Annotated in this window: 19 protein-coding genes; 7 read left to right on the top strand and 12 right to left on the bottom strand. The window is 62.9% G+C overall.

The window, feature by feature from the left end; translation table 11 throughout:
• Positions 1-5: 5 nt before the first annotated feature.
• Both D1223_RS04815 and D1223_RS04810 read right to left on the bottom strand, forming a co-directional pair.
• Positions 6-506, bottom strand: a complete 501-nt coding sequence (locus D1223_RS04815) for a hypothetical protein (RefSeq protein ID WP_147372682.1) — start codon at positions 504-506, stop codon at positions 6-8.
• A 4-nt stretch (positions 507-510) separates the two neighbouring features.
• Complete coding sequence (locus D1223_RS04810; RefSeq protein WP_119376037.1) at positions 511-762, bottom strand: helix-turn-helix transcriptional regulator; 252 nt, start codon at positions 760-762, stop codon at positions 511-513.
• Between the two features lie 133 nt (positions 763-895).
• Between D1223_RS04810 and D1223_RS04805 the strand changes: the two genes are divergently transcribed.
• Entirely contained in the window at positions 896-1,171 is a 276-nt protein-coding gene (locus D1223_RS04805; RefSeq protein WP_119375306.1) for a YrhK family protein, read from the top strand.
• 4 nt (positions 1,172-1,175) lie between these two features.
• Positions 1,176-2,300, top strand: coding sequence for an AI-2E family transporter (locus D1223_RS04800; protein WP_119375305.1), 1,125 nt, complete (start codon positions 1,176-1,178; stop codon positions 2,298-2,300).
• Positions 2,301-2,499: 199 nt separating this feature from the next.
• Here D1223_RS04800 and D1223_RS04795 read toward each other — a convergent pair whose 3' ends face one another.
• Together D1223_RS04795 and D1223_RS04790 are read right to left on the bottom strand one after the other, a co-directional pair.
• The gene (locus D1223_RS04795) at positions 2,500-7,251 is read right to left on the bottom strand and encodes an NAD-glutamate dehydrogenase (RefSeq protein WP_119375304.1); all 4,752 of its coding nucleotides are present in this window, start codon (positions 7,249-7,251) and stop codon (positions 2,500-2,502) included.
• Positions 7,252-7,350: 99 nt separating this feature from the next.
• On the bottom strand, positions 7,351-10,083 hold the full coding sequence (locus D1223_RS04790) for a M1 family metallopeptidase (protein ID WP_158588407.1): 2,733 nt from the start codon (positions 10,081-10,083) through the stop codon (positions 7,351-7,353).
• Positions 10,084-10,203: 120 nt separating this feature from the next.
• Here D1223_RS04790 and D1223_RS04785 point away from each other — a divergent pair, with 120 nt between their 5' ends.
• From D1223_RS04785 to mtgA, 3 genes are read left to right on the top strand one after another with little or no spacing between them, the layout of a single operon-like run.
• Complete coding sequence (locus D1223_RS04785) at positions 10,204-10,878, top strand: glutathione S-transferase family protein (protein WP_119375302.1); 675 nt, start codon at positions 10,204-10,206, stop codon at positions 10,876-10,878.
• The gene (gene queG, locus D1223_RS04780) at positions 10,879-12,009 is read left to right on the top strand and encodes a tRNA epoxyqueuosine(34) reductase QueG (protein WP_119375301.1); all 1,131 of its coding nucleotides are present in this window, start codon (positions 10,879-10,881) and stop codon (positions 12,007-12,009) included.
• On the top strand, positions 12,006-12,758 hold the full coding sequence (mtgA, locus tag D1223_RS04775) for a monofunctional biosynthetic peptidoglycan transglycosylase (RefSeq protein WP_119375300.1): 753 nt from the start codon (positions 12,006-12,008) through the stop codon (positions 12,756-12,758). Before queG ends, mtgA begins: the two co-directional genes overlap by 4 nt.
• A 6-nt stretch (positions 12,759-12,764) precedes the next feature.
• Here the strand turns inward: mtgA and D1223_RS04770 are convergent, their stop codons facing one another.
• Positions 12,765-13,502, bottom strand: coding sequence for a hypothetical protein (locus tag D1223_RS04770; protein WP_119375299.1), 738 nt, complete (start codon positions 13,500-13,502; stop codon positions 12,765-12,767).
• Entirely contained in the window at positions 13,489-14,139 is a 651-nt protein-coding gene (locus D1223_RS04765; protein ID WP_119375298.1) for a tetratricopeptide repeat protein, read from the bottom strand. Before D1223_RS04765 ends, D1223_RS04770 begins: the two co-directional genes overlap by 14 nt.
• 64 nt (positions 14,140-14,203) lie before the next feature.
• Between D1223_RS04765 and D1223_RS04760 the strand changes: the two genes are divergently transcribed.
• The gene (locus D1223_RS04760; protein ID WP_119375297.1) at positions 14,204-15,058 is read left to right on the top strand and encodes an SDR family oxidoreductase; all 855 of its coding nucleotides are present in this window, start codon (positions 14,204-14,206) and stop codon (positions 15,056-15,058) included.
• A gap of 94 nt (positions 15,059-15,152) precedes the next feature.
• Positions 15,153-16,025 carry a glutathione-dependent disulfide-bond oxidoreductase gene (gene yghU, locus D1223_RS04755; RefSeq protein WP_119375296.1) on the top strand — a complete coding sequence of 291 codons (873 nt, stop codon included), beginning with the start codon at positions 15,153-15,155 and terminating at the stop codon, positions 16,023-16,025.
• 423 nt (positions 16,026-16,448) lie between these two features.
• On the opposite strand, the gene D1223_RS04750 is transcribed toward yghU, so the two are convergent.
• The 6 genes from D1223_RS04750 to D1223_RS04725 are packed head-to-tail and all read right to left on the bottom strand — an operon-like array spanning position 16,449 to position 22,733.
• A complete protein-coding gene (locus D1223_RS04750; protein ID WP_233353045.1) occupies positions 16,449-17,663 on the bottom strand; it encodes an MFS transporter in 1,215 nt (404 codons plus the stop codon).
• Positions 17,656-18,051, bottom strand: a complete 396-nt coding sequence (locus D1223_RS04745; RefSeq protein WP_233353044.1) for a VOC family protein — start codon at positions 18,049-18,051, stop codon at positions 17,656-17,658. Before D1223_RS04745 ends, D1223_RS04750 begins: the two co-directional genes overlap by 8 nt.
• Entirely contained in the window at positions 18,048-20,687 is a 2,640-nt protein-coding gene (metH, locus tag D1223_RS04740; protein WP_119375295.1) for a methionine synthase, read from the bottom strand. The genes D1223_RS04745 and metH overlap by 4 nt, the downstream gene beginning before the upstream one ends.
• A complete protein-coding gene (locus D1223_RS04735) occupies positions 20,684-21,112 on the bottom strand; it encodes a gamma-glutamylcyclotransferase family protein (protein WP_119375294.1) in 429 nt (142 codons plus the stop codon). The genes metH and D1223_RS04735 overlap by 4 nt, the downstream gene beginning before the upstream one ends.
• Positions 21,109-21,675 (bottom strand): pyridoxamine 5'-phosphate oxidase family protein, encoded by a 567-nt coding sequence (locus tag D1223_RS04730; RefSeq protein ID WP_119375293.1) that lies wholly within the window; start codon positions 21,673-21,675, stop codon positions 21,109-21,111. Before D1223_RS04730 ends, D1223_RS04735 begins: the two co-directional genes overlap by 4 nt.
• An 11-nt stretch (positions 21,676-21,686) precedes the next feature.
• Positions 21,687-22,733: a homocysteine S-methyltransferase family protein gene (locus D1223_RS04725; protein ID WP_119375292.1), complete on the bottom strand. Its 1,047-nt coding sequence runs from the start codon at positions 22,731-22,733 to the stop codon at positions 21,687-21,689.

The following is a 22,733-nucleotide window of genomic DNA, read 5'->3' as shown; positions in this document are numbered from 1 at the left end:
CCGGATTATTCCTCCTCTTGCGCAGGCGCGCCGACAAACCAGGCAATCCAGGCCGTCGGCAGGAGGACGGTGTAGAGAAAGCCGCCCCAGAAAATCGCATTCCAGTGGTCGAAATTGCTGGGCGTCCAGAGCCAGGGGAGTTTTTCCTGCGCATCGGCGGCGATACCGAAATACATCACGAAGATCAGTGTCAGCGCTGAAAAGCCCTGATAGGCGGCGGTATAGGCCCGCCGGCGCAGGTCCATCTCGAACTCGTCCAGGTTCTGCTTTTCATCGCCAACGATGCGCTGGAAATAGCTTGGCACGACAAGGGCCACGCAGAATAGCGCCAGCAGGATGAGCGCGAAGCCGGCTATGTCGGCAATAACGGCCTCGGGGGCGTTGAGCCGGATAATGCAGCCAGCCGGATAGGCCAGTAGCGGGACCGTCGTAAGCGCCCGCACGCGTCCAGTCTGGATGGGATGTCCGCCAGAGGCGGGCTGACTCGATGATCGGTAGTACAACATGGGTTCAGCCTCCGTGCTGAAGTTTCGCCAATTGCGCCGAAAGGGGTGGGAAGGGTTGCCGCGAGAAGACCATTTCCACGGGCAGCTCAAAGTGCTCAGCCAGCTTCAGGGCCAGCTCGAGGCTTGGATTGTATTCCCCGCGCTCGAGATAGCCGATCGTCTGGTAGTTCACGCCGACAGCATCCGCCAACGCCTTGCGCGACTCGTTACGCTCTGCCCTGAGCATGCTGATGCGGTTATATATCTTATCGCTCATGATGCGTATATATACACATATGTTGTACATGTACAACAAAATTATGTGTAGAGGTCTTTTTGTGAGTCTGGAATGGAGCCACATCGGTGGGCTCGGCATTGCTTGGGCAGGCAGGACCAATAAGGAGATCAAGATGAGCCAGCAGCCCCGCTCATGGATGAAATTCTCAACCCGGAAGCATGGCGCGCTCTACGCTCGTTACCAGGCCATCTATGATGGCGTTGACGCGCTTGCAGCCATTGCTTTCATCGTCGGCTCGGCGTTATTTTTCAGCGAAAGCACCAAGACGACCGCGACCTGGCTGTTCCTGATCGGGTCGGTCTTCTTCGCGGTGCGTCCGCTCGTTCACCTGGTCCGGGATTTCCACCTCGCCAGGCTGCCCGAACAGGCGGAGGCTGAGGAGGGGTAACAGCATGTCGGTACGGTCGGGCGTTGTCGGGATCTGGATTATCGCGACCGGTGTTCTCATTGGCGTTCTCTATCTCGGCCGTTCGATCCTCGCGCCGTTCGCGCTGGCGGTCTTCCTTTTCCTCATCATGGAAGGCTTTGCCCGCATCATTGTCGAGCAGGTCAAGTTCGTCGGCCGGAACATCGCCCGCGCCATCTCGATCCTTGCAGTCCTTGTAGGGTTTGGTCTTTTTGTCGGCCTGCTTGCCCAGGGCATCGCCCAGTTTGGCGGGCAGGCCAGCGAGTATGAGCAGAAGATCAATAACCTGATCGCGGACGTCTATGGCCTGCTGCAAATGGACAGCGCGCCGACGCTGACGCAGATCATCTTCAACGAGTCCGGCCAGCGTTTCTTCGCCACCATCGCCAATGCAACCGGCGACCTGTCGGGAGACCTTGTCGTCATCCTGATCTACGTCGCCTTCCTGTTCCTGGCGCAGTCCGCCTGGGGCCCGAAGCTGGACCGGTTGTTCCCGGTCCCCGAGCAGCGCGACCAGGTGCGCGAAATCGGCGCAGCGGCGCGCCGTGGCATTGAGACCTATCTGTGGACGCAGACGGTCATCTCGGCGCTGATCACCTTCCTGACCTATTTCACGCTGATTGCCCTAGGCGTGCAGAACGCACTCTTCCTGTCGGCGCTGATCTTCGTGCTCAACTATATCCCGACGGTCGGCTCGATCGTGGCCGCTTTTGTGCCGACCCTGTTCGCACTGGTTCAGCCGGAGCTGCCGGCCTGGCTGCCGGCGGGCGGCGAAAATGCCAGCTATATCTTTGCGGCAATCGTATTCCTGGGGGTCAGTTTCTGGCAATTTGCCATCGGAAATTTCGTCCAGCCGCGAATTATGGGCGAGACGCTCAACCTGTCCGCCCTGGTTGTTCTTTTGTCGCTCGCCATATGGGGCGCGATCTGGGGCATTCCGGGCATGTTCCTTTCCGCACCGCTGACTGTGTTGATGATGATACTATTTGCGCAATCTGCGTCGACGCGCTGGATCGCGGTCCTATTGTCAGCGGACGGGAATCCCGGTGGGGTCATTTCGAAACCAGCCAATGACGATCTGGTCATTACTGCAGAAACCGCTGACACATAGCCTTGGCACAAAGCGCTTGGCAGCACATATAGGGAGTTCTTTGGCGTGGAATCGCGCCAAATGCGAATCAGGCCTCCGCGTGCGTCCCCCCACCCAGCCTGCGGATTGGCCTGTAGGGCCCGTCAGACACGTCCCCGTCTGACGGGTCCGTCCCGCTCTCCTAACATAGCAAGATTGCAGATACGTAACGTTGGTGCGTTTAACTAGCGGTTTCCGCCATGAAACTGCGAACAGCATCGGCTGCGAGCGTGAATTGTGCAAAGGATGCACGCGTTGTGGACAGCATATTGAGCTGTTGCATCAATTCCTTGCGGTCTTCCTCACGCTCGGCGAGCCACTTGTCCGGATCGCCTGAGGCCAGCGCCTTGGCGGCGGCGTCTGCCTGCTGCTGGCGGACATCCTCGATGAGCCGCCGCGTCGCCAGTCGCTCCCAGTAACTGGTCGCTTCCATGTTACGGCTTGCATCATGGCGCAGGCGGTCCAGCCTCAGCGCCTCGCCGATCTTGAGATAGGGGCCGAGGACATCGGCTGGCGCCTTGTCGCTCCGGGCAGCCAGCGTCTGCAGGTCGATCCCGATGGGCAGCAAGGGCATTAGCGCGGCCCGGTCGGCCAGTTGCGCGCCGATGCCGGCCTGGTCGAGCCGGTTGTCGCGCTTGAGCAGCTGGGTCGCCTCAAATCCTGAAAGCTTGTCGGCCAGATGCTTGTCGAGCGCCTGGAATGCGCCCCCGAAGCGCTCAACAGCATCGCCAATCGTCAGGCCGGCTGCATGCCTCAGCATGGCCGCAGCGGTCTCCATGACCGCGTCGGCGCCAATCTGCTGCAGTTCTGTCTGGATGCCGGCAGACACCTTGTTGTCGAGCGCGTGGATGGATGCGCGGAAGCCGGCATGGTCGAGCAGATGCCGAGCCGATTCAAAGGCGCGGCATATGTCGGGATTGCTGGCATTGGTCCGTTCGATAAGGCGTAGCAGCAGCAGCGGCCCGCCTGCATCGATCAGCCGGTTGGCAAGAACTGTCGCTATGATTTCCCGCTTCAGGCGGTGGCCCTGCATTGCCTCTTCATACTGTTTCAGGGCGTCGGGGAAGTAGGCCTCCAGCGTATCGGTGAACCAGGGATCGTCGGGCACTTCGGATTCGACGAGGTCGTCGAACAGGGTGATCTTCGACCAGGCCATCAGGACAGCCAGTTCCGGACGCGTCAGCCACTGCCGGTTCTCGGCCCGCTCATGCATTTCGGATGTGTGCGGAAGGCCTTCGACATCGCGGTCCAGGACGCCGCGCGTTTCCAAGTAGCACATAAGCCTTTCATTGGCCTCGTGATCGCGCGCCGCCGTCGAGCTGGCGAGCGTCAGCGCGCCGGTCTGGCTGTAATTATGGGCCAGGACGTGATCGGCCACGTCATCGGTCATCGAGGCCAGCAGCGAATTGCGCTCGCCATGGGCCAGATTGCCGAGCCGGATTGCTTCGGAGCAGAGGATCTTGATGTTGACCTCATGGTCCGAGCTGTCGACCCCGGCTGAATTGTCGATGGCATCCGAGTTGAGGCGGCCGCCATTCAGTGCAAATTCAATCCGCCCGGCCTGCGTCAGGCCGAGATTGGCCCCTTCGCCGATCACCTTCGCCTTGAGGTCGCGGCCATTGACGCGGATGGCGTCGTTTGCCCGGTCGCCGGCGTCCGCATGGGTCTCGGCTGCTGACTTCACATAGGTGCCGATGCCGCCGAACCAGAGCAGTTCGCATTCGGCTTTCAGAAGGGCGTGGATGACCTCGTCCGGTGTCGCCTCGTCGCGGCTCAGCCCGGTCAGGGACTTGATCTCGTCCGTCAGCGTGATGGATTTTGCCGCGCGCTCGAACACGCCGCCGCCCTTCGAAATCAGGGACGTGTCATAATCGCTCCAGGATGAGCGCTGCATGTCGAAAAGGCGCTTGCGTTCCTCCCACAGGCGTTCCGGATCGTCCGGATTGGGATCGATGAAGATGTGCATGTGGTTGAAGGCGGCGACCAGCCGGATCTGCTTTGATAGCAGCATGCCGTTGCCGAACACATCGCCCGACATGTCGCCGCAGCCCATGACGGTGAACGGCTCGGACTGGATGTCCTTGCCCATTTCGCGGAAGTGGCGCTTGACCGCTTCCCATGCGCCGCGGGCGGTGATGCCCATCTTCTTGTGGTCATAGCCGGCCGATCCGCCTGATGCGAACGCATCGCCGAGCCAGAAACCGTGTTCGATGCTGATCTCGTTGGCGATGTCCGAGAAGGTCGCCGTGCCCTTGTCGGCGGCGACAACGAGGTAAGGGTCATCGCCATCCCAGACGACCGTGTTTTCCGGCGGCTCAACGGTGCCTTCGACGAGGTTGTCGGTGAGATCCAGCAGCGAGTTTATAAAAGTCTTGTAGGCCGAGACGCCCGCGTCGCGGATCTCCTCGCGCGATGCGCCGGAGGGGATTTTCTTGGGAAAGAAACCGCCTTTGGAACCGACGGGCACAATGACGGCATTCTTGACCTGCTGCGCCTTCACAAGGCCAAGCACTTCGGTGCGGAAATCGTCGCGCCGGTCTGACCAGCGAAGCCCGCCGCGCGCGACGGCGCCGAAGCGGCAATGCACACCCTCGACTTCCGGGCAGGACATGAAGATTTCGCGGAACGGCTTGGGCGCCGGAAGGTCGTCGATCTCCTGGCTGGCGATCTTGAAGCTGATGAAGGGATAGGGCGTGCCGTCGGGCTGGCGCTGCCAGAAATTCGTCCGCTGGATCGCCATGATGAGGTGCGCCAGCCGGCGGATGACGCGGTCCTCGTCGAGCGAGGAGACTTCATTCAGGCGCGTTTCGATCTGGCTGAGCTTGTCCGCGGATTTGGCCTTGCGGTCTTCCAGTCCGCCCTCGAAGGACGGGTCGAAGCGGATGGTGAACAGGTCGAGCAGCGCCATGGTCAGCTTCGGGTGACGCTTCAGCGCTTCGATCTGCGTGCTGCGCGCCGGGTCGAGGCCGGTCTGGTGGCGATACGCGCACAGGGCACGGAACAGGGCGGCCTCGCGCCAGGAGGTGCGAGCCGAGAACACGAGCCCGTTGAAGCGGTCATTCTCCGCAAGGCCCTGCCAGATGGCCACGAAAGCCTGCTCGAAGCGCTCGGCAATATCGTCGAGATCAACGGCACCGCCATCGGCGGCCCTGGTTTTCAGGGAATGGACCCAATAGGTATCCGGCGCGTCTTCGACCGGCCGCCTCGATGGCTCGACCGGATAGCCGGTCTCGAAACTGACGAACAGGCCGAGATTTTCCAGCACAGGCACGCAATCGGACAAGGCGATGGAACCGCTGCGCGAATAGATCTTCGCGCGGATCACATTCTCATCATCCTTGTCGAGACGAAGCGCGCGCAGCCGCATCGGGCGTGTTTCCGACAGCGAGCTGAAGGCCTCGACATCGGCAAGCGCTTCCTTCGGATCAAAGGCTTCGCGATAGGCGGCGTTGAAACCACCCCGGAACGTGCTGAACCGTTCGAACTCGTCCTGCGGGAGCCCGGCTTCCATCAGTGCACCGCGGAACGCATCATCCCAGGTGCGCGCAATCTCCGTGACTTCGCTTTCCAGCTGGTCGAGATCGGGTGAGACCGAGCCGTCCAGCAACTCGATCATCAAGTGAAGCCGCGCCAGCGGCGAGGCATCGAAGCGCGGCTGGAAGGAAATCAGCTCGCCGTTGAACGCCTTGGTCATGTGCTCGCTGAGGCGCAGGCGAACCGAGGTGTCATAGGCTTCGCGCGGAACGAAGATGACGACGGACACGAACCGGTTGAACCGGTCGCGGCGCACGAACATCCGGGTGCGCGGGCGGCCAACAAGGTGCAGGGCGCCCCGCATCAGCGGGAGCAGCGTTTCGGCATCGGCCTGGAGCAGCTCATCGCGCGGCCAGGTTTCCAGTATGTTGGACAGCGCCTTGTAGTTGTGGCTGCCTTCGACCGCGCCGGTCGCTTCGAGCACGCGCGCAACGCGCCGGCGCACCAGCGGAATGTGGCGGGCGCTCTCATTGTAGGCTTCGGCCGTGTAGAGCCCGAGAAACCGTGTCTCGCCGACAACGCGGCCTTCTTCGTCAATATGCTTGATGCCGACATAGTCGCAGAGCGAGCGCCGGTGGATGCGGCTCTGCAGGGTCGATTTGGCGACGATGAGCGGTGTCGGTTCGGCGAGGAATGAGCTGATTTCCGGTGTCAGCATCAGCGGTTCGGCACCGCGATTGAGGACGTTGCGGTCCTCGTCGCGCAGGACGCCGAGATTGGAGCCCTCCACCATGATCGGTTCTTCCGGCAGGACCCGGCCATCTTCGCCCGTTTCGAACCGGTAGTCGCGCACGCCCAGGAAGACGAAGTGGTCGTCACGCAGCCAGTTGAGGAAGGCCACCGCTTCGCGGCGCATGTCGTCGTCGCAGTCATTGGCCTTCTCGACGCGCGAAATCGCGTCGTTCATCCGCTCCTGCATGGCGGTGAAGTCGTCCACCGCCATGGCGACATCGTTCAGGGTCGCGTCAGCCTCGTCCTTGAGCATCCGGCACTCATGCGAGCTGAGCGCCGGGATGTGGACCTGGATGATCGACAGCCTTACGCCGCGATCTGTCTCGAGGATCGGGTGGAAGAGGGCCTGCACCTCAAAGCCGAATTCGGCGCACAGGCCCAGCAGGGAATCGACCAGGAAGGGCTTGTCCAGGCTGACCGCCTCAAGCACGCAGCTGCCCAGCGCCTCGCCGCCTTCCCCTTTGGCGTCGCGAACGCGCACGCGGGAATCGGGTCCGGAAAAGTCTTTCGCCAGCTCACCGGCCGCATCGGCCAGCGCATCGATGTCGCCATCCGAGAATGAGGACAGGTTCTCGGTGTCAGCTTCGGCGTGAAAGCTCTTGCGGATATCTTCAGGGCGCAGCTTTCCTGCGGGCTCTGGCGTGGCGCTCGCAGCTTGGTCGGGCATTGGGGGTTCCTGAGCTCTCTCGACAAGGGCGTTCTAGCCGGTGGTCATCCGTGCGGCAATCGCCCCCCGCATTGTGCAGATGCGAAGGGCGACCAGCCTTTAATTGTCCTGTTCGCCGAGCGCTTCGACAAGCTCGCCGGTTTTCTCAGAGCGGAACGCGGCACAGAGCGTTCCGGCTTCCCGGGCCTGGGCCAGCGAGCGTTCATAACCCGGTATCAGAGCGCCTTTCGACACAAAGAAGTCATTGGCTTCCGCCACTTTCTCGGCATCGCAGAAGGCCGAAACGACACTCGGTGTCTGTGGTTTGCGGATTTCCGGGGCGCGAGCGATCATGTTGTCGAAGCTAGCCTTGTAGAGCCCCCAGGCAACATCCTGATGCGCAGTGTTGCGTACTGCTTGTTGTAGCACAGCCCAGGTTTCCTGGCCTTGCCAGTCGCTGCCCTGCATTTCCTTCATCAGGTCCGCCATCTCGGACTCGCCGCTATTCTGGATCAGAATGTACAGGATATTGCGGCGCTCATACTGGTTGTCCGTGTTGCGGGCATAGTCCAGCGCGGCTTCGTAGAAGTCGCGACCGCCCAGCTTGGTGCCATACTTGACCGCGGTGAGAAGCGTATCGGAATCCAGCGCACTGGGGTCCGGCTCGCCGTCGACGCCAACATACCGGGCCGCCTTTTCGGCCAGCGCCTGTTCTTCATCAGGCATGGCGCCGGTTTCCAGCAGGGCGGAATAGAGGTCCTGCAGCAGCAGGCTTTCGCCCTGGCTGAGCTCGCCTTCGCGGGCTTTCAGCGCTTCGTAGACGGGCATGTAAGTATCGGTCATGAACTGAGTCATGAGGGCCTGCTCTTCTTCCGGCAGGGCGCTGTAATAGCCCTCTGCCGTGCCGACCGATGCCATCGCGACGTCCCACTCGGCCGAGGCCGACGCCCGCAGTGCGTCCAGCACCGCGCTCGCCGGTGCATCGCCTGCCCGGAAGGCTGCAGCAATACTGTCGATGAAGGACAGCTGCGCACGCGGGTCGAGAGAGTCGAAGCTCGCCGTGAGGGCCGTCCAGTTGTCATCCGAGAGGTTGAAGCGCCAGTAGCCGCCAGATGCATTCGGCATGACCCAATCGGCACACTGGCCGTCGAGCGGGATCTCCAGTGACTTGCCGGTCATCATCTCGCGATGAACCACCTCCCCGGCGGGGCCGGCAATCGTCATTGCGAGCGGGATCTGCCAGGTCGACGCGTCTGTATCGATCTCCGAGCCGAGCGGTGCATAGCGCTGCTGGGTGATCGTGATCAGCCCGGCATCCGGCGCCTCGCATTCGGTGTCCACCTGCAGGTAGGGGATACCCGGCTGGAAGATGAAGGAGCGGAAACTGTCGACGACACCGGCATTGCCGCTGCCATCGGCGAGCGAGGCCATGAAATCCTCCACATCGGCGACATCGTCTTCGAAACGCTTCATGTGCAGGCGCATGCCTTCCCGGAAGGCGTCCTCGCCGAGATAGGCCTCGAACATGGACAGCACGCCGCCGCCCTTGGAATAGGTGATGCCGTCAAATGCATCGAGAATGTCGGCATTCCGATCGATCGGATTGCGGATCTGGCGGGCATTGATGAGGCTGTCCTCGCCCATGGCGGCGATGCCGCGGCGCTGCGAGGCGCGGTCATAGCCCTGGCCGGGATAGACCTCGTCCATGGTCTTGTAGCTCATCCAGGTCGCGAAGGCCTCGTTCAGCCAGATATCGTCCCACCATTTCGGCGTAACGAGGTTGCCGAACCATTGGTGCGCCAGCTCGTGTGCGTGCGTGACGAGCGCGCCGCGCTTGCGGTTGAGCGGTGTGCGCTCATCGATCAGCAGGGCGCTTTCGCGATAGATGATCGCGCCTGCATTCTCCATGGCGCCATAGGCGTATTCCGGCACGGCGATGAGATCGAGCTTCGCGTACGGGTAGGGATAGTTGAAGTAGGTTTCCTGGTAGCCGACCATTTCGTCGGTAATGTCCATCGCCGTTTCGAGCTGGTCGCCCTTGCCGGCCGGGGCGAACCCGCGGAACGGGACGGGTGTCGCGCGCAGCGTATTGGCCGGAAGCGACGTGCCTTCGCGCATGTCGTACGGACCGACCGCTAGCGCCGTCAGATAGGACTGGATCGGCCGTGTCGTCGCGAAGGAATGCTTCACCATGCCATTGTCCAGCTGGCTCGTCCCCTTCAGCGGGGCGTTGGTGATCACCTGGTTGCCGGGCGGCGCCGTGACGGTGAAGGTCCACGGTGTCTTGAAGCGCGGCTCATCAAAGCTCGGCACCATTCGGCGTGCATCGATGGCTTCCATTTGCGAGGCAAGGTAGGGCCGGCCCTTCTGGCTGGCATGGTAGAGGCCGACCAGGCTCTTGTTGTACGGCGCGGTGTATTCGATGACGAGGGTCGCATTGCCCGCCGGGACCGGCTCGGCAAAGTCGATCTTGGAGACGCCGCCCTCCGCGAGGCCGCCCTCGAAGGCGCCTTCGATTTCGGTTCCGTCGGGCAGCTGGGCCACCACGCTTTCGATCGTCTGGTCGAGCGAGTGCAGCCAGATGCGCGCGTGCGGCGCCTTCAGGCGCAGGTCGATGGCGACCGTCCCTTCGAACGTGTCTGCGGCCGGGTCGGTCACAAGGTCCAGCCGATAGGCGGTCGGGGCAACGGTGTCAGGAAGCTGACCGGCCGGCGGCTCCTCCAGCATGACCGGCTTGACCGCTTCCTGCTGGCTATCGCTGGATGCATCGTTGGGATTGGGGCCGCAACCTGTAAGAAGGGCGAGACCGGCAACACTTGCAAGAAAGCTTGTTTTGACCCTGTTAAGCGTCATGAAGGATTCTCCTGAGGACAAGATTACGGACCGCATGAAGCATGGAACGCTGAAATGCGCAAAAATTCACTGCTGAACATATAGCTCGCGGGTCATTTGCACCCCTGGAGTGACAGGAATATGAAAAGGCTTTGGCATTGGCCCATCGATCCACTGGCGAGAACCGTGCGCCTTGCGCTCGGCGAAAAGCGCTGCGCGATCGACCTCGTCTCCGTGCTGCCATGGGCCCAGCCGGAGGAGCTGGCCAGCATGGCGCCGGGTGCGCGCGCGCCGGTCATGGTCGATACAGGTGCCGAGGAAAAGGTCTCCGCCGTCGGCACGCATGCCATCTGCGAATACCTCGAGGAGGCGATTCCAACGCCGCGCCTGCTGCCCTTTGTCGCGCAGGAGCGGGCCGAGGCGCGCCGACTCTGGCGCTATAGCGAGGACAGTTTCGCTGACGTCAACGCCACCTTGCTCACCGAACGCGTCAACCAGTGGGTCCGGCGCGCGCGCGAACCTGACAGCGGCGCGCTGCGAACGGGGGTCCACGCGCTGAAGTCGCGCATGACTTTCCTTAACGGGCTCGCGGAGTCGCGCACCTATATGGCCGGGCGGATGCTGACGCTGGCTGACCTCTCCATCGCTGCGCACCTGTCGGCCTACGACTATTTCGGTGACGTGCCCTGGGACATGACGCCAGACCTCAAGGCGTGGTATTCTAGGATAAAGTCCCGGCCGAGCTTCCGGCCGCTGCTCGCCGACAAAGTGGATGGCACGCGGCCTGCCCGGCATTATGCCGATCTCGATTTCTGAATGAGCACATCAGACAACAGTCCCGAAGCCCGCCTCAAGCAGATGGCGGCTGATATCGGCTTTGCCGATTGCCGGATCTGCCGGGCCGATGAGCCCTGGGCGGCTGGAGCCCGGCTGGAAACGTTTGTCGCGCAGGGCCGGCACGGCGGCATGGACTGGATGGAAACCACACTCGAGCGCCGCAAGGCGCCGACAGCGATGTGGCCGGAGGCGAAGTCCGCCATCATGCTGGCGATGAATTACGGCCCGCCGGCCAGCCCGCTGCCGCTTCTGGAGATGCGCGAGCATGGCAATATCTCCGTCTACGCCCGCGGGGCAGATTATCATGAGCTGATCAAGAAGAAGCTGAAACAGCTCGCCCGCGTCTTCGCGGAGGAAACGGGCGAGGCTGTGAAGGTGTTCGTCGATACCGCGCCGCTGATGGAAAAGCCGCTCGCGGAAAAGGCCGGCCTTGGCTGGCAGGGCAAGCACACCAACCTGGTCAGCCGGGAGCACGGCAGCTGGCTGTTCCTCGGCGCGATCCTGACAGCCGCCGCGCTAGAACCGGATGCGCCGGAGGCTGACCATTGCGGCTCGTGCACGGCCTGTCTCGACATCTGCCCGACCGATGCCTTCCCCGCGCCCTACCAGCTCGATGCGCGCCGCTGCATCTCATATCTCACCATCGAACACGCCGGGCCGATCCCGGCGGAATTCCGCGAGCCGATGGGCAACCGCATCTATGGCTGCGACGATTGCCTCGCCGTCTGCCCGTGGAACAAGTTCGCGCACACCTCCGCCGAACAGAAGCTGTGGGCGCGGGCGGAGTTGAAGCTGCCGGAACTGGAAGAGCTGGCCGCGCTCGATGATGCCGCATTCCGCGAAGTGTTCTCCGGCTCACCGGTCAAGCGCACCGGGCGGAACCGGATGCTCCGCAATGTGCTTATTGCCATAGGAAACAGCGGACAGCCGGATCTCGTTGACGGATCGGTCGTGCCGCACCTGGACGATGATGAGCCAATCGTGCGCGGCGCCGCTGTCTGGGCATTGTCACGCCTCGATATGGCCCGGTTTGAATCGGAAAGAGCCCAGCGTGAAGCGAGCGAAACGGATCCGGGGGTCAAGGCAGAATGGGCGCTGACACCACTATGAGCAAGGCCGGACGGGCATCGGCAGGCAAGCTTGCCATGCGCTGGACCGTGCGCGTCATCAAGCTGCTCGCCCTGGTCTTCGTCCTTGCGCATGCCTATGCGCTGGCCATGAAGTGGGCGCCCGTCCCCGGCAGCATCCTGATGATGCAGCGCACCCTCGCGGGTGAGGATTTCCGGCGCGCAATCGTGCCGCTCGAGGATATCTCGCCCAAGCTGGTCACCGCCCTCATCGCAGCAGAGGATTCCCGCTTCTGCTCGCACAATGGGATCGACTTCGAAGCCCTGCAAAAAGCCGTCGAAGAGAACCAGCGCGGTGGGCGCCGGCGCGGGGCATCGACGATCACCCAGCAGACCGCAAAGAACGTCTTCTTCTGGAATGGCGGCGGCTATGTCCGCAAGGCGGGGGAGGCCTGGTTCGCCCTCTTCATCGACGGCATGTGGGGCAAGCGCCGGGTGATGGAGAATTACCTCAATACCATCGAATGGGGCGATGGCCTGTTCGGCGCAGAGGCTGCCGCGCGTGTGCGCTTTGGCAAGCGGGCCTCCGATCTCACCGAGTATGAAGCCGCCCTGCTCGCAGCCGTCCTGCCCAACCCGCATGAGTGGCGCGTCGATCCGCCGGGGCCCTATGTCCGCCAGCGCGCCGGTACCCTGCAGGCGCGTATGCGCGTCGTGGCGAATGAGGGCCTGGATGACTGCGTGCTGGAACCGCAAAAGTGGGCGGCACGCCAGAGGGCCCAGGCGAACTGAGCCTGTTCAGGGGCAGCGCTTGTTGATGCTGTTGGCAGACAGGCCGCCCACCCCGGCATGCGCGCCCTGCCTGTAATAGGCCGTGTCGTTGGTAAAGACGTCCTTGATCACCCCGTCGCCGGGCGGGCAATCCTCTGCCCAGATGCGCCGGATCGCCGGATCGGTGGCGTCGGTCTCGAACTCCGCCCACCGCTTCGGTGCCATGTCCGGCTCTTCGGCATAGCCCGGCGCTTCGGTGACGAAGAGCGGGCCGGCCGTATCGTCGCAATGGTCAGGCCGGTCATCGCCCAGCTTGTTGCAGTTGAACGCTCGCAGCGATGCTACGGCCTTGGCTTCATCGCTCAGCGGCGCTGCCGGATCGAAGACCGGTGGCGCGCCGCGTTCCTCAGAAAGAGCGGCGTCGGCCTGCTCACCGGCAAGGGCCAGAACAGGCGAGCGCAGGCGTTGGCCGGGACGGGCCGTCACGGCACGGTCTGCCGCAGAATTCGCCGGGCCCGGCTCGTGCGTCTGAGGCGCGGACAAAGGCGCCGGCGTGTCGTCGTCTTCGGGGATGAACGGTTCCGGCAAGCGCTCGACGATCGAGACCGGGATCACGATCTCCCCGTCGCTCTGCCTTCCGCCATGCGGGATATTGGCCAGCACCCAGAAGGCGGGAAGATTGATCCCGAGTGATGCGAGCAGGAACCAGGGCCACGGCGCTCTGGCGATCAGGCGTCTTGCCTGTCGGAGCCTATTCCTCAGCAAGGCGCTTGGCCTCGCGGATGTCTCCGCGCAGGACCAGCGTGTCTATGTTGCGATTGTCCAGCAGCAGCGCCCGGCTCATATCGTTCTCGGCCAGCTGCAGATTGTCGAGATTGAGATGGGCGCGCGCGCGCAGCTGTAGCGCTTCGATATCGTTCGGATAGGTCGCCAGCGCCCGGTCGAGATCATCGATGGCCGGCTGCCATTTCTCCAGCATGAGATAGGCGGCGGCGCGGTCGGTGCGGATGTCGGCATCGTTCGGGGCAAGCTTGAGCGCATTGCTGAGCGTCGTGACGGCCGCGTCGGGATAGCCCGCCGTGACCCAGGCATTGCCGGACTGGGCAAGATACAGCGCGCGGTCGGACTCACCGCCAGCATCCGGCGCATTGGCCAGTTCCTCAAGGCGGGCAGCGCCCTCCTTGTAATTGCCCAGCCCGATAATCGCGAGTGCATTACAGTACCGGGCCGCCGGGCGGGCGCCTTCGCCGAGCCAGCGCAGGCTGTCTTCATAGGCCTGTTCGGCATCCTCATCGACCTGCTCGATGCAGGCATTGAGGCGTTCCTGCTCAGCGCGCTCGATCTCCACGATCGCCGACTGGGCAAATGGCAGGATGGCGGCAGCCATGGCAAGCATACTCATACTCTGATACCCCTCGGGTCCCTTGATTGTAATCAGCGTTACAGAGACGGCATAAACCGCGCAAATGACAGATCAGTCACCAACCCTCTTCCTTGTCGGTCCGGGCTACTCAGCCTCGCGGCTGGCGGCGCTTTGCCTGGACACCGGCGCATGGCGGGTGGTCGGAACCGCGCGCAGCGAAGACAAGGCCGCCGCGCTTCGGGAAAAAGGGATCGAGCCGGTCCTGACGAATGACCGAGACGGGCTGTCACAGGCCGCGAAGGCCAGTCACTGGGTTATCTCCACCCCGCCCGGAGATGAAGGCTGTCCCGGCTTCGGCCTTGTCGGCGACTTTGCCCGCGAGGCCGCATCGGTCACCTATCTGTCGACAACCGGCGTCTATGGCGACCTCGATGGCGGCTGGGCATTCGAATGGAGCCCGGTCAATCCCGGCACGAAACGCGGCGAGCGGCGCGTCCTGGCCGAGCAGCAATGGCTGTCGGTGCGCCGCGATACGCGGCTTGTCCGCCTGCCGGGGATTTACGGGCCGGGCCGCTCACAGCTGGACAGGGTGCGCGAAGGCAAGGAAGAACAGATCGTCAAGCCGGGCCAGGTCTTCTCGCGCATCCATGTCGATGATCTGGCAAATGGCCTCTTTGCCCTGTTGCAGCATCCCGGCCTGTCGGGCGCCTTCAACCTCTGTGACGAGGAGGCCGCCCCGCCGCAGGATGTCATGGCCTATGCCGCTGACCTGCTGGGCATGGCCATGCCGGTGCCGGTCGATCTGGAGACAGCCGATGTCAGCGCAATGGCGCGCAGTTTCTATTCCGAATGCAAGCGGGTCTCGAATGCCCGTCTCAAGGCGGCGACCGGCTGGCGCCCGCATTACCCAACCTATCGCGAGGGGCTGAGCGCCATCTTCAAGGCTGAGAATAACTGATATCTGGCCTCACAAACCGGTGATCCGATTGCGTGGCCGCTCCCGCCGCCCTACCTCTTGGTCCAGAACAAGACTGAGCAAGGACGGAAACCTGATGAGCGACACCGAATACACACCGCCAAAAGTCTGGACCTGGGATACGGAAAGCGGCGGGCGTTTTGCCAAGATCAACCGCCCCATTGCCGGGCCGACGCATGAGAAGGAGCTTCCCGTCGGCAAGCATCCCTTCCAGCTCTACTCGCTGGGCACCCCGAACGGTGTGAAGGTCACCATCATGTTCGAGGAACTGCTCGAAGCTGGTCACAAGGGTGCCGAATATGATGCCTGGCTGATCAATATTGGCGAAGGCGACCAGTTCTCGTCGGGCTATGTCGAGCTCAACCCGAACTCCAAGATCCCGGTCCTGGCCGACCACACGACCAATCCGCCGACCCGCGTGTTCGAAAGTGGGTCGATCCTGCTTTATCTCGCGGAGAAGTTCGGCGCGTTCCTGCCGAGCGACCACGTCAAGCGCACCGAAGCGCTGAACTGGCTGTTCTGGCAGATGGGGTCTGCGCCCTATCTCGGCGGCGGCTTCGGGCACTTCTACGCCTATGCGCCGACCAAGATGGAGTATCCGATCAATCGCTTCGCCATGGAGGTGAAGCGCCAGATGGACGTGCTCGACCGTCACCTCGCGGACAACGAATACATGGCAGGCGATGAATACTCCATCGCCGACATGGCGATCTGGCCCTGGTATGGCGCGATGGCGAAGGGCATCATCTATGACGCGGGCGAGTTCCTGCAGGTGCACGAATACACAAACGTGATCCGCTGGACCGACCAGCTTGCCGCCCGTCCCGCTGTCCAGCGCGGCCGCATGGTCAACCGCACCTTCGGCGAGCCGTCGAGCCAGCTGCGTGAACGCCACGATGCCAGCGACTTCGAAACGAAGACGCAGGACAAGATCGAGGCGGCGGAGTAGGGACCGGCACCATCCGGCCAGACACCTTCACCCCGGCAGGTTAGCAATTTAAAAAACGGCGCTTGTTTCGATAGGTTTTAGCTATCAAAGCAAGCGCCCTTTTCGATTGGAACGATTGTACGCCGAGCCCAGCTCTTACTGGTGAGCAATTTTGGGGTTTGAGGTGGTCAACGCACGCAAAGTCTTACTCCGCCGGAAACAGGTCCGGTTGAGGTGGAAGGCATGGCTGCATCGGCTTTCGGGGCTCTGTCCCTCCGATGTGTCCTGGCCGTCCGGCGTCGTGGGCCGCTACCCTGCATAACAAGATTGTCGCGCGCTGCTAGCCTCATCCCACCCCTCAACCCTCCCGGGGCGGCGTGCATGACAACCGGGCACCAGGCTGCCTTGACGCTCTCTCCCAGCCTGGTGCCCGGACTGCTCCCGTCACGACGTTTCTGCTGACACTGACCGTTCGACGGGTGCGAGCCTTGGCAGAATCACAAGGCACAGCATGGCGCCGAGCTGAAGGCCTGCGCCGGCAATCGCCAGCGGGATCAGCCCATCCTCGATGAAGGGCGACACCGCCGCCGTCCCCAGGGCGGCAATGCCGAAGATCCAGAGAATGGTCAGCGAGGAGGCGCGGTCATCATCGCCCTGGCCGGCCATGATGGCCCGCAGGAAACCGGGCGGGCCGCGAAAGCCAAGACCCGAATTCACCAGAATGAAGATCGGCGTCAGCCAGATCGGGTCGCCATTGCCGAACAAAGCAAATAGCAGGACCAGCACCGCGCCCGTGGTCGCCATCCCCGTGCCAAAGGTAATCATCGGTTCCGGGCCGAAACGCTTGACGAGGCTGCCGGTGACATTCGAGGTGACGATGAAGCAGGAAATGCCGACCACTTGCATGGTGATGAAGTGCATCATCGTCCCGCCCATGGCGTTCACAATCACCGCGGGCGCCCCAAAGACGAAAACGAGCAGTCCGCCAACGACCAGCGCCTGGCTGAGCCCGTAGCGCAGGAAAACCGGCGAGCCGATGAGGCGCCAGTAGGAGCCTTTCTGTTTCTGTTTCTTGCGGTCCTTCGAAGGCGGCAGGATCCCACCCCAGACGATGAACACGACAGACAGGGCAACCGCCAGCACCCCGGTCACGAAGAAGGGGAGTTTCCAGCCGCCCTGCTGGACCAGCCACAGCCCGGCAATCGGTGCGCCAGCCGGGGTCAGGCTCTCAAAACTGGACAGCGCGCCAATCGCGCGGGTCGCGCCCTGTTCGGAAAACAGCGCGCGGATGATGCCCGGCGCGAAGACGGCCGGTGCGGCCGACGCCAGTCCCTGGAAGAAACGGATGCCCAGCAGCGTCCACATGTCCGGCGACAGTGTGGCCGCCCCGGACAGGAGGCCATAGGCGAGCAGCGCAAACACAAGGCACCGCCGGCGTCCATAACGCTCGCCCAGCATGCCGAACAGCAACAGGCCACTCGCGGACCCGCCGATGAAGCAGGCGATGACGAGCTGGGCAGCTTCCTCGCTGCCGGGCAGGGCCTCATGCAGCGTCGGGATCGCCGGCAGGACAAGGTCGATGCCGGACAGGGCGAGCACCGTTCCCAGCACGACGAGGATGCAGGCGAGCACCGGATAGGGGGTGGTGTTCTCAGTCACGTGCAGGCTCGATCAGGTCCCAGAGATTGCCGAAAGGGTCGCGGAAGACGGCGACCGCTCCGTAGGGCTCTCTAATAGGCGCTCGAACGAAGTCGACCCCACGATCGGCATATGCCTGGTACGTGTCGTCGAAGTCCGTCACTTCGAGAAAGAAGCCAACCCGCCCACCTGCCTGGTTGCCAATGGCAGCGCGCTCGGTCTCGTCCTTTGGCTGGGCGAGCAGGATCGCGGTTTCGGCTCCCGCCGGCGCGACACGCACCCAGCGTTTTGTTTCGCTGAGGCGCGTATCCTCCCGCAGCTCGAAACCGAGCGTTCCGACGAAAAAGCTGATCGCCTCATCATAGTCCGGCACGACAAGCGTGACGGTGGCGATCCGCACCGCGGTCACGCGGCTTCGTCCGTACTGACGGCGAAGGGATCATAGTTGAGGATCGGGGCGAGCCAGCGCTCGGCCGTGCGCGTGTCCCAGCCCTTGCGCTTTGCATAGTCCTCGACCTGGTCGCGTTCGATGCGGCCGACGGCGAAATAGGCGCTGTCAGGATGCGCGAAGTAAAGGCCGGAGACAGACGGCGCCGGGCTCATCGCGAAGCTTGAGGTCAGCGAGACACCGATCCGCTCCTCGGCTTCGAGCAGCTTGAAGATCAGCTCCTTCTCGGTGTGGTCGGGCTGGGCCGGATAGCCGGGCGCCGGGCGGATGCCGCGATACTTTTCCTTGATCAGGTCGTTACAGTCATAGGCCTCGTCCGGGTCATAGCCCCAGAGTTCCTTGCGGACCTTTTCGTGCATGTACTCGGCCATCGCTTCGGCGAAGCGGTCAGCCAGTGCCTGCACCATGATGGCGGAGTAATCGTCGCCCTTGTCCTTGAACGCCTTCGAGATCGCGTCGGCTTCCGCACCGGCGGTCACGCAGAAGGCGCCGATATGGTCGTCGCTCTCGGCGATGAAGTCAGAGAGGGCGAAGTTGGGCTTCTCGTTATTCTTCACCATCTGCTGGCGGATCGTGTGCAGCGTGTCGCCGGTCGAAAGCTTGATATCGTCGCCCTTGCGCTCAGCCCCCCAGAAACCGATGACGGCCTTCGGCTGGAACCAGCCCTCGCCGAGCAAGCGCTGCATCATGGTCTGGGTGTCGCGCCAGAGATCGGAAGCCGCTTCGCCGACCTTCTCATCCTCCAGGATCTGCGGATACCGGCCCGCCAGGTCCCAGCTCATGAAATAGGGCGTCCAGTCGATATAGTCCTTCAGCTCGTTGAGATCGAAATCCTCGAACGTTTTTACGCCGGTGAAGGCGGGCGCCGGGGCTGACGCCTCCTCGGTGTTGAAAGCCTTCTCGCGCGCTTCGCCGATCGGCAGGCGCGGGGTTGGCGGGCCACCCGCACGGCTTTCGCGGATACGGTCATAGCGCGCCTTCGTCGTGCCCCACAGCGTCTCGCGATCGACGTCGTTCATCATCGCGCTGACGACGCCGACCGCGCGGCTGGCATCGCTGACATGGATGACGGGCGCCGAGGGGAAGGCCGGGTCGATCTTGACCGCCGTGTGCGCCGGAGACGTCGTCGCCCCGCCGATCAGCAGCGGCAGGTGAATGCCCTGGCGTTCCATCTCGGCAGCAACAAAGACCATCTCGTCGAGCGATGGCGTGATCAGGCCGGAGAGGCCGATCATGTCCGCCTTCTCCTCAATGGCCGCTTCGAGGATTTTCTCGGCCGGCACCATGACGCCAAGATCGATGATGTCATAGCCGTTACAGCCGAGCACGACGCCGACAATGTTCTTGCCGATATCGTGGACATCGCCTTTCACCGTGGCGAGCACGACCTTGCCGTTCGAGACCTTGTCGAGGCCAAGCTCCTTCTGCTCCTGTTCGATGAAGGGGGTGAGGTGCGCCACGGCCGCCTTCATGACGCGCGCGGACTTCACCACCTGCGGCAGGAACATCTTGCCCGCGCCGAACAAGTCACCGACGACATTCATGCCGTCCATCAGCGGGCCTTCGATGACATGCAGCGGGCGCTCGGCGCGCTGGCGGGCTTCCTCGGTGTCTTCCACCACGAATTCGGTGATGCCGTGGACGAGCGCGTGTTCGAGACGCTTCTCGACGGGCTGCTCGCGCCAGCTCATATCCTTCTTCTTCACCTCGCCCTTCTGGCCGCGATACTGTTCGGCAAGGTCCAGCAGACGCTCGGTCGCGTCGTCCCGGCGGTTGAGGATCACGTCCTCGACGGCCTCGCGCAGCTCCGGATCGATATCGTCATAGATGTCGAGCTGGCCGGCATTGACGATGGCCATGTCGAGGCCGGCCGGGATGGCGTGATACAGGAAGACAGAGTGCATCGCCCGGCGAACGATCTCATTGCCGCGGAAAGAGAACGACACGTTCGATAGCCCGCCGGAGATGTGGCAGTGCGGAAGGTTCGCGCGGATGCGCTTGCACGCCTCGATAAAGTCGACGGCGTAATTGTTGTGTTCCTCGATGCCGGTCGCGACGGCAAAGATGTTCGGGTCGAAGATGATGTCTTCCGGCGCAAAGCCGACCTTTTCGGTCAGCAGCTTGTAGGCGCGCTCGCAGATCTCGAACTTGCGCTCGGCCGTGTCGGCCTGGCCTTCCTCGTCAAACGCCATGACCACCGTAGCCGCGCCGTAGGATTGCACCTTGCGGGCCTGCTCGAGGAACTGGTCTTCGCCTTCCTTCAGCGAGATGGAGTTCACCACCGCCTTGCCCTGCACGCATTTCAGGCCCGCCTCGATCACCTCCCATTTGGAGCTGTCGATCATGATCGGCACGCGCGCGATGTCTGGTTCGGCAGCGATCAGGTTGAGGAAGGTCGTCATCGCCTCGACGCCGTCCAGCATGCCCTCATCCATGTTCACATCGATGATCTGCGCGCCATTTTCGACCTGCTGGCGGGCTACATCGACGGCGGCGTCATAGTCGCCCGCCTTGATGAGATTGCGGAATTTCGCAGAGCCGGTGACGTTGGTCCGCTCACCGATATTGATGAAGATCTGGGAAGCTGTGTCGGTCATATGCGTGGGCGTCCTTTCTCAAGGGGCCAGTTGCCGTCTTCGAGGACAGGGTAGCCGTCTGTTTTCTGGTTGTAGATGTAGATCCAGGCCTTGCCGTAGGGCCGGCCGAAATCGTCGATGAGGTCGGTCTTTTCGCGCCGGTAAAGCGAGCCTTTCGGATCGCCCGGGCGGATGTCTTCAAAGTCGTCCATCTGGCGGGCAAGCCGGGCATGATCGAGCCGGTAGAGCATGCCGTGGCAGATATCCTCGCCCGGCACGACCCCCGGAAAGCCGCCAAGGTCGAGCATGCGGCCCCGGAACCGGCAGGGCCCAAGGAATTCGCCATGGCGCGGGAAATCCAGGTGCGCAGGCGCACCGGCGGCCCCCTGTTTCAGGAGGCCGTAGAAGATGAACTGGTCGCCGGATGAGACGGGCGGTGCGATCATGAGGCGGATTCGGGCCTTTCGACGCCTGTCAGCCCGTCAATGCTTGTCGCATTGGCGGTGTAGAATTTCTCGGCCCAGTCTTCGGGGCTCCTGGCCGGATTGTCGGCATAGCGTTTCAGCTGGTCGCGCTCGCCCTTGAACTCATAGAAGGGCACGCCCCAGCCGCAGCTGTCGGAGACGCGGTCGAGCTTTACCGTCACGATGGCGCGGGCCTTTTCGAAGTTCGGGAAGAGCGCCAGCAGGTCTGGAAAGCGCGGATCGTCGAACTGCACCGCTTCGCCGCGGCCATAGAGACGGACGATGTTCGCCGCGCCCTCGAAGGCGCAGAACATGATGGTGATGCGGCCGTTTTCCTTGAGGTGGGCCATCGTCTCGATGCCCGAGCCGCCCATGTCGAGCCAGGCAACCGTCTGCTCATCGATGATGGCAAGGCTGTCATAGCCCTTCGGCGAGACATTCACATGACCCTCGCCCGACAGCGGCGCCGTGGCCACGAAGAACATCTTCTGTGCCTTGATGAACCCGATGAGCTTGTCATCGAGCTTGTCATACGTCTTTCCCATGGAAGTCTCCCTCAGCTGGCGAGCTGGAAAGGTTCCAGCCCGGAGAGGCGCATAGCACGCGGGGGCTCGGGGATCTTGCGCGGGACCTTGCCTTTGACGGCCTTCGCGATGGCCGCGATGTGCGGCGGGGTCGTCCCGCAGCAGCCGCCAAGCACGTTGACGAGGCCCGATTTTGCCCATTCCTCGAGCTGGGCGGCAGTCTGCTCGGGCAGCTCGTCATATTCGCCGAACTCGTTCGGCAGGCCGGCATTCGGATAGGCGATGACGCGCGTATCGGCTGCCTTTGAAATGGCGGCTATGTGCGGGCGCATCATCTTTGCACCGAGCGCGCAGTTGAGGCCTACAGCCCACGGTTTGGCGTGGCGGATCGAATGCCAGAAGGCTTCGGCGGTCTGGCCGGAGAGGGTGCGCCCGGAGGCATCCGTGATCGTGCCGGAAATGATGACCGGGATATCTTCGCCGGTCTCCGCGCGGAAATCCATCACCGCCTTGATCGCCGCCTTGGCGTTCAGCGTGTCGAAGATGGTCTCGATCAGGAAGAAGTCGATATAAGGCGCCATGGCGCGCGCCTGTTCGAGATAGGCTTCGCGGACATCGTCAAAGGTCACTTCCCGGTAGCCCGGATTGTTGACGTCCGGCGACAGCGACAGCGTCTTGTTGGTCGGGCCGATCGCGCCAAGCACACCGACCGGCCTGCCGGCCGCATCGGCCGCTTCGCGCGCGACCTTCGCACCGGCCTCGGCGATCTCGGCGGCAATGCCCTGCATATGATAGTCGCCCTGGCCGATGACCGTCGCGCTGAACGTGTTGGTCTCGATAAGGTCCGCGCCGGCCTCAATGAATTGGGTGTGCACGTCCCGCACGGCGTCAGGCTGGGTGAGGTTCAGCAGGTCATTATTGCCCTGCACCGGGCTGTCCCAGTCCTTGAAGCGCTCGCCGCGGAACTGCTCCTCGGTGAACTTGTACTTCTGCAGCATCGTGCCCATAGCACCGTCGAGGATGAGGATTTCATCCTTCGCTTTGGCTTCGAGGTCCGAAATCCGGTCTTGTCTGGTCAT

This window comes from Henriciella mobilis (assembly GCF_003576285.1).
Classification (GTDB): Bacteria; Pseudomonadota; Alphaproteobacteria; order Caulobacterales; family Hyphomonadaceae; genus Henriciella; species Henriciella mobilis.
This window is presented reverse-complemented; position numbering and strand designations above follow the sequence as displayed.

What these genes read in the sequence shown, in the direction of transcription:
- D1223_RS04800 (WP_119375305.1), top strand. Translation starts at nt 1,176, where the DNA reads ATGTCGGTACGGTCGGGCGTTGTCGGGATCTGGATTATCGCGACCGGT.
- D1223_RS04765 (WP_119375298.1), bottom strand. Translation starts at nt 14,139, where the DNA reads ATGAGTATGCTTGCCATGGCTGCCGCCATCCTGCCATTTGCCCAGTCG.
- D1223_RS04785 (WP_119375302.1), top strand. Translation starts at nt 10,204, where the DNA reads ATGAAAAGGCTTTGGCATTGGCCCATCGATCCACTGGCGAGAACCGTG.
- D1223_RS04795 (WP_119375304.1), bottom strand. Translation starts at nt 7,251, where the DNA reads ATGCCCGACCAAGCTGCGAGCGCCACGCCAGAGCCCGCAGGAAAGCTG.
- D1223_RS04730 (WP_119375293.1), bottom strand. Translation starts at nt 21,675, where the DNA reads ATGGGAAAGACGTATGACAAGCTCGATGACAAGCTCATCGGGTTCATC.
- D1223_RS04810 (WP_119376037.1), bottom strand. Translation starts at nt 762, where the DNA reads ATGAGCGATAAGATATATAACCGCATCAGCATGCTCAGGGCAGAGCGT.
- mtgA (WP_119375300.1), top strand. Translation starts at nt 12,006, where the DNA reads ATGAGCAAGGCCGGACGGGCATCGGCAGGCAAGCTTGCCATGCGCTGG.
- D1223_RS04735 (WP_119375294.1), bottom strand. Translation starts at nt 21,112, where the DNA reads ATGATCGCACCGCCCGTCTCATCCGGCGACCAGTTCATCTTCTACGGC.
- D1223_RS04805 (WP_119375306.1), top strand. Translation starts at nt 896, where the DNA reads ATGAGCCAGCAGCCCCGCTCATGGATGAAATTCTCAACCCGGAAGCAT.
- D1223_RS04760 (WP_119375297.1), top strand. Translation starts at nt 14,204, where the DNA reads ATGACAGATCAGTCACCAACCCTCTTCCTTGTCGGTCCGGGCTACTCA.
- queG (WP_119375301.1), top strand. Translation starts at nt 10,879, where the DNA reads ATGAGCACATCAGACAACAGTCCCGAAGCCCGCCTCAAGCAGATGGCG.
- yghU (WP_119375296.1), top strand. Translation starts at nt 15,153, where the DNA reads ATGAGCGACACCGAATACACACCGCCAAAAGTCTGGACCTGGGATACG.
- metH (WP_119375295.1), bottom strand. Translation starts at nt 20,687, where the DNA reads ATGACCGACACAGCTTCCCAGATCTTCATCAATATCGGTGAGCGGACC.
- D1223_RS04790 (WP_158588407.1), bottom strand. Translation starts at nt 10,083, where the DNA reads ATGACGCTTAACAGGGTCAAAACAAGCTTTCTTGCAAGTGTTGCCGGT.
- D1223_RS04815 (WP_147372682.1), bottom strand. Translation starts at nt 506, where the DNA reads ATGTTGTACTACCGATCATCGAGTCAGCCCGCCTCTGGCGGACATCCC.
- D1223_RS04725 (WP_119375292.1), bottom strand. Translation starts at nt 22,733, where the DNA reads ATGACCAGACAAGACCGGATTTCGGACCTCGAAGCCAAAGCGAAGGAT.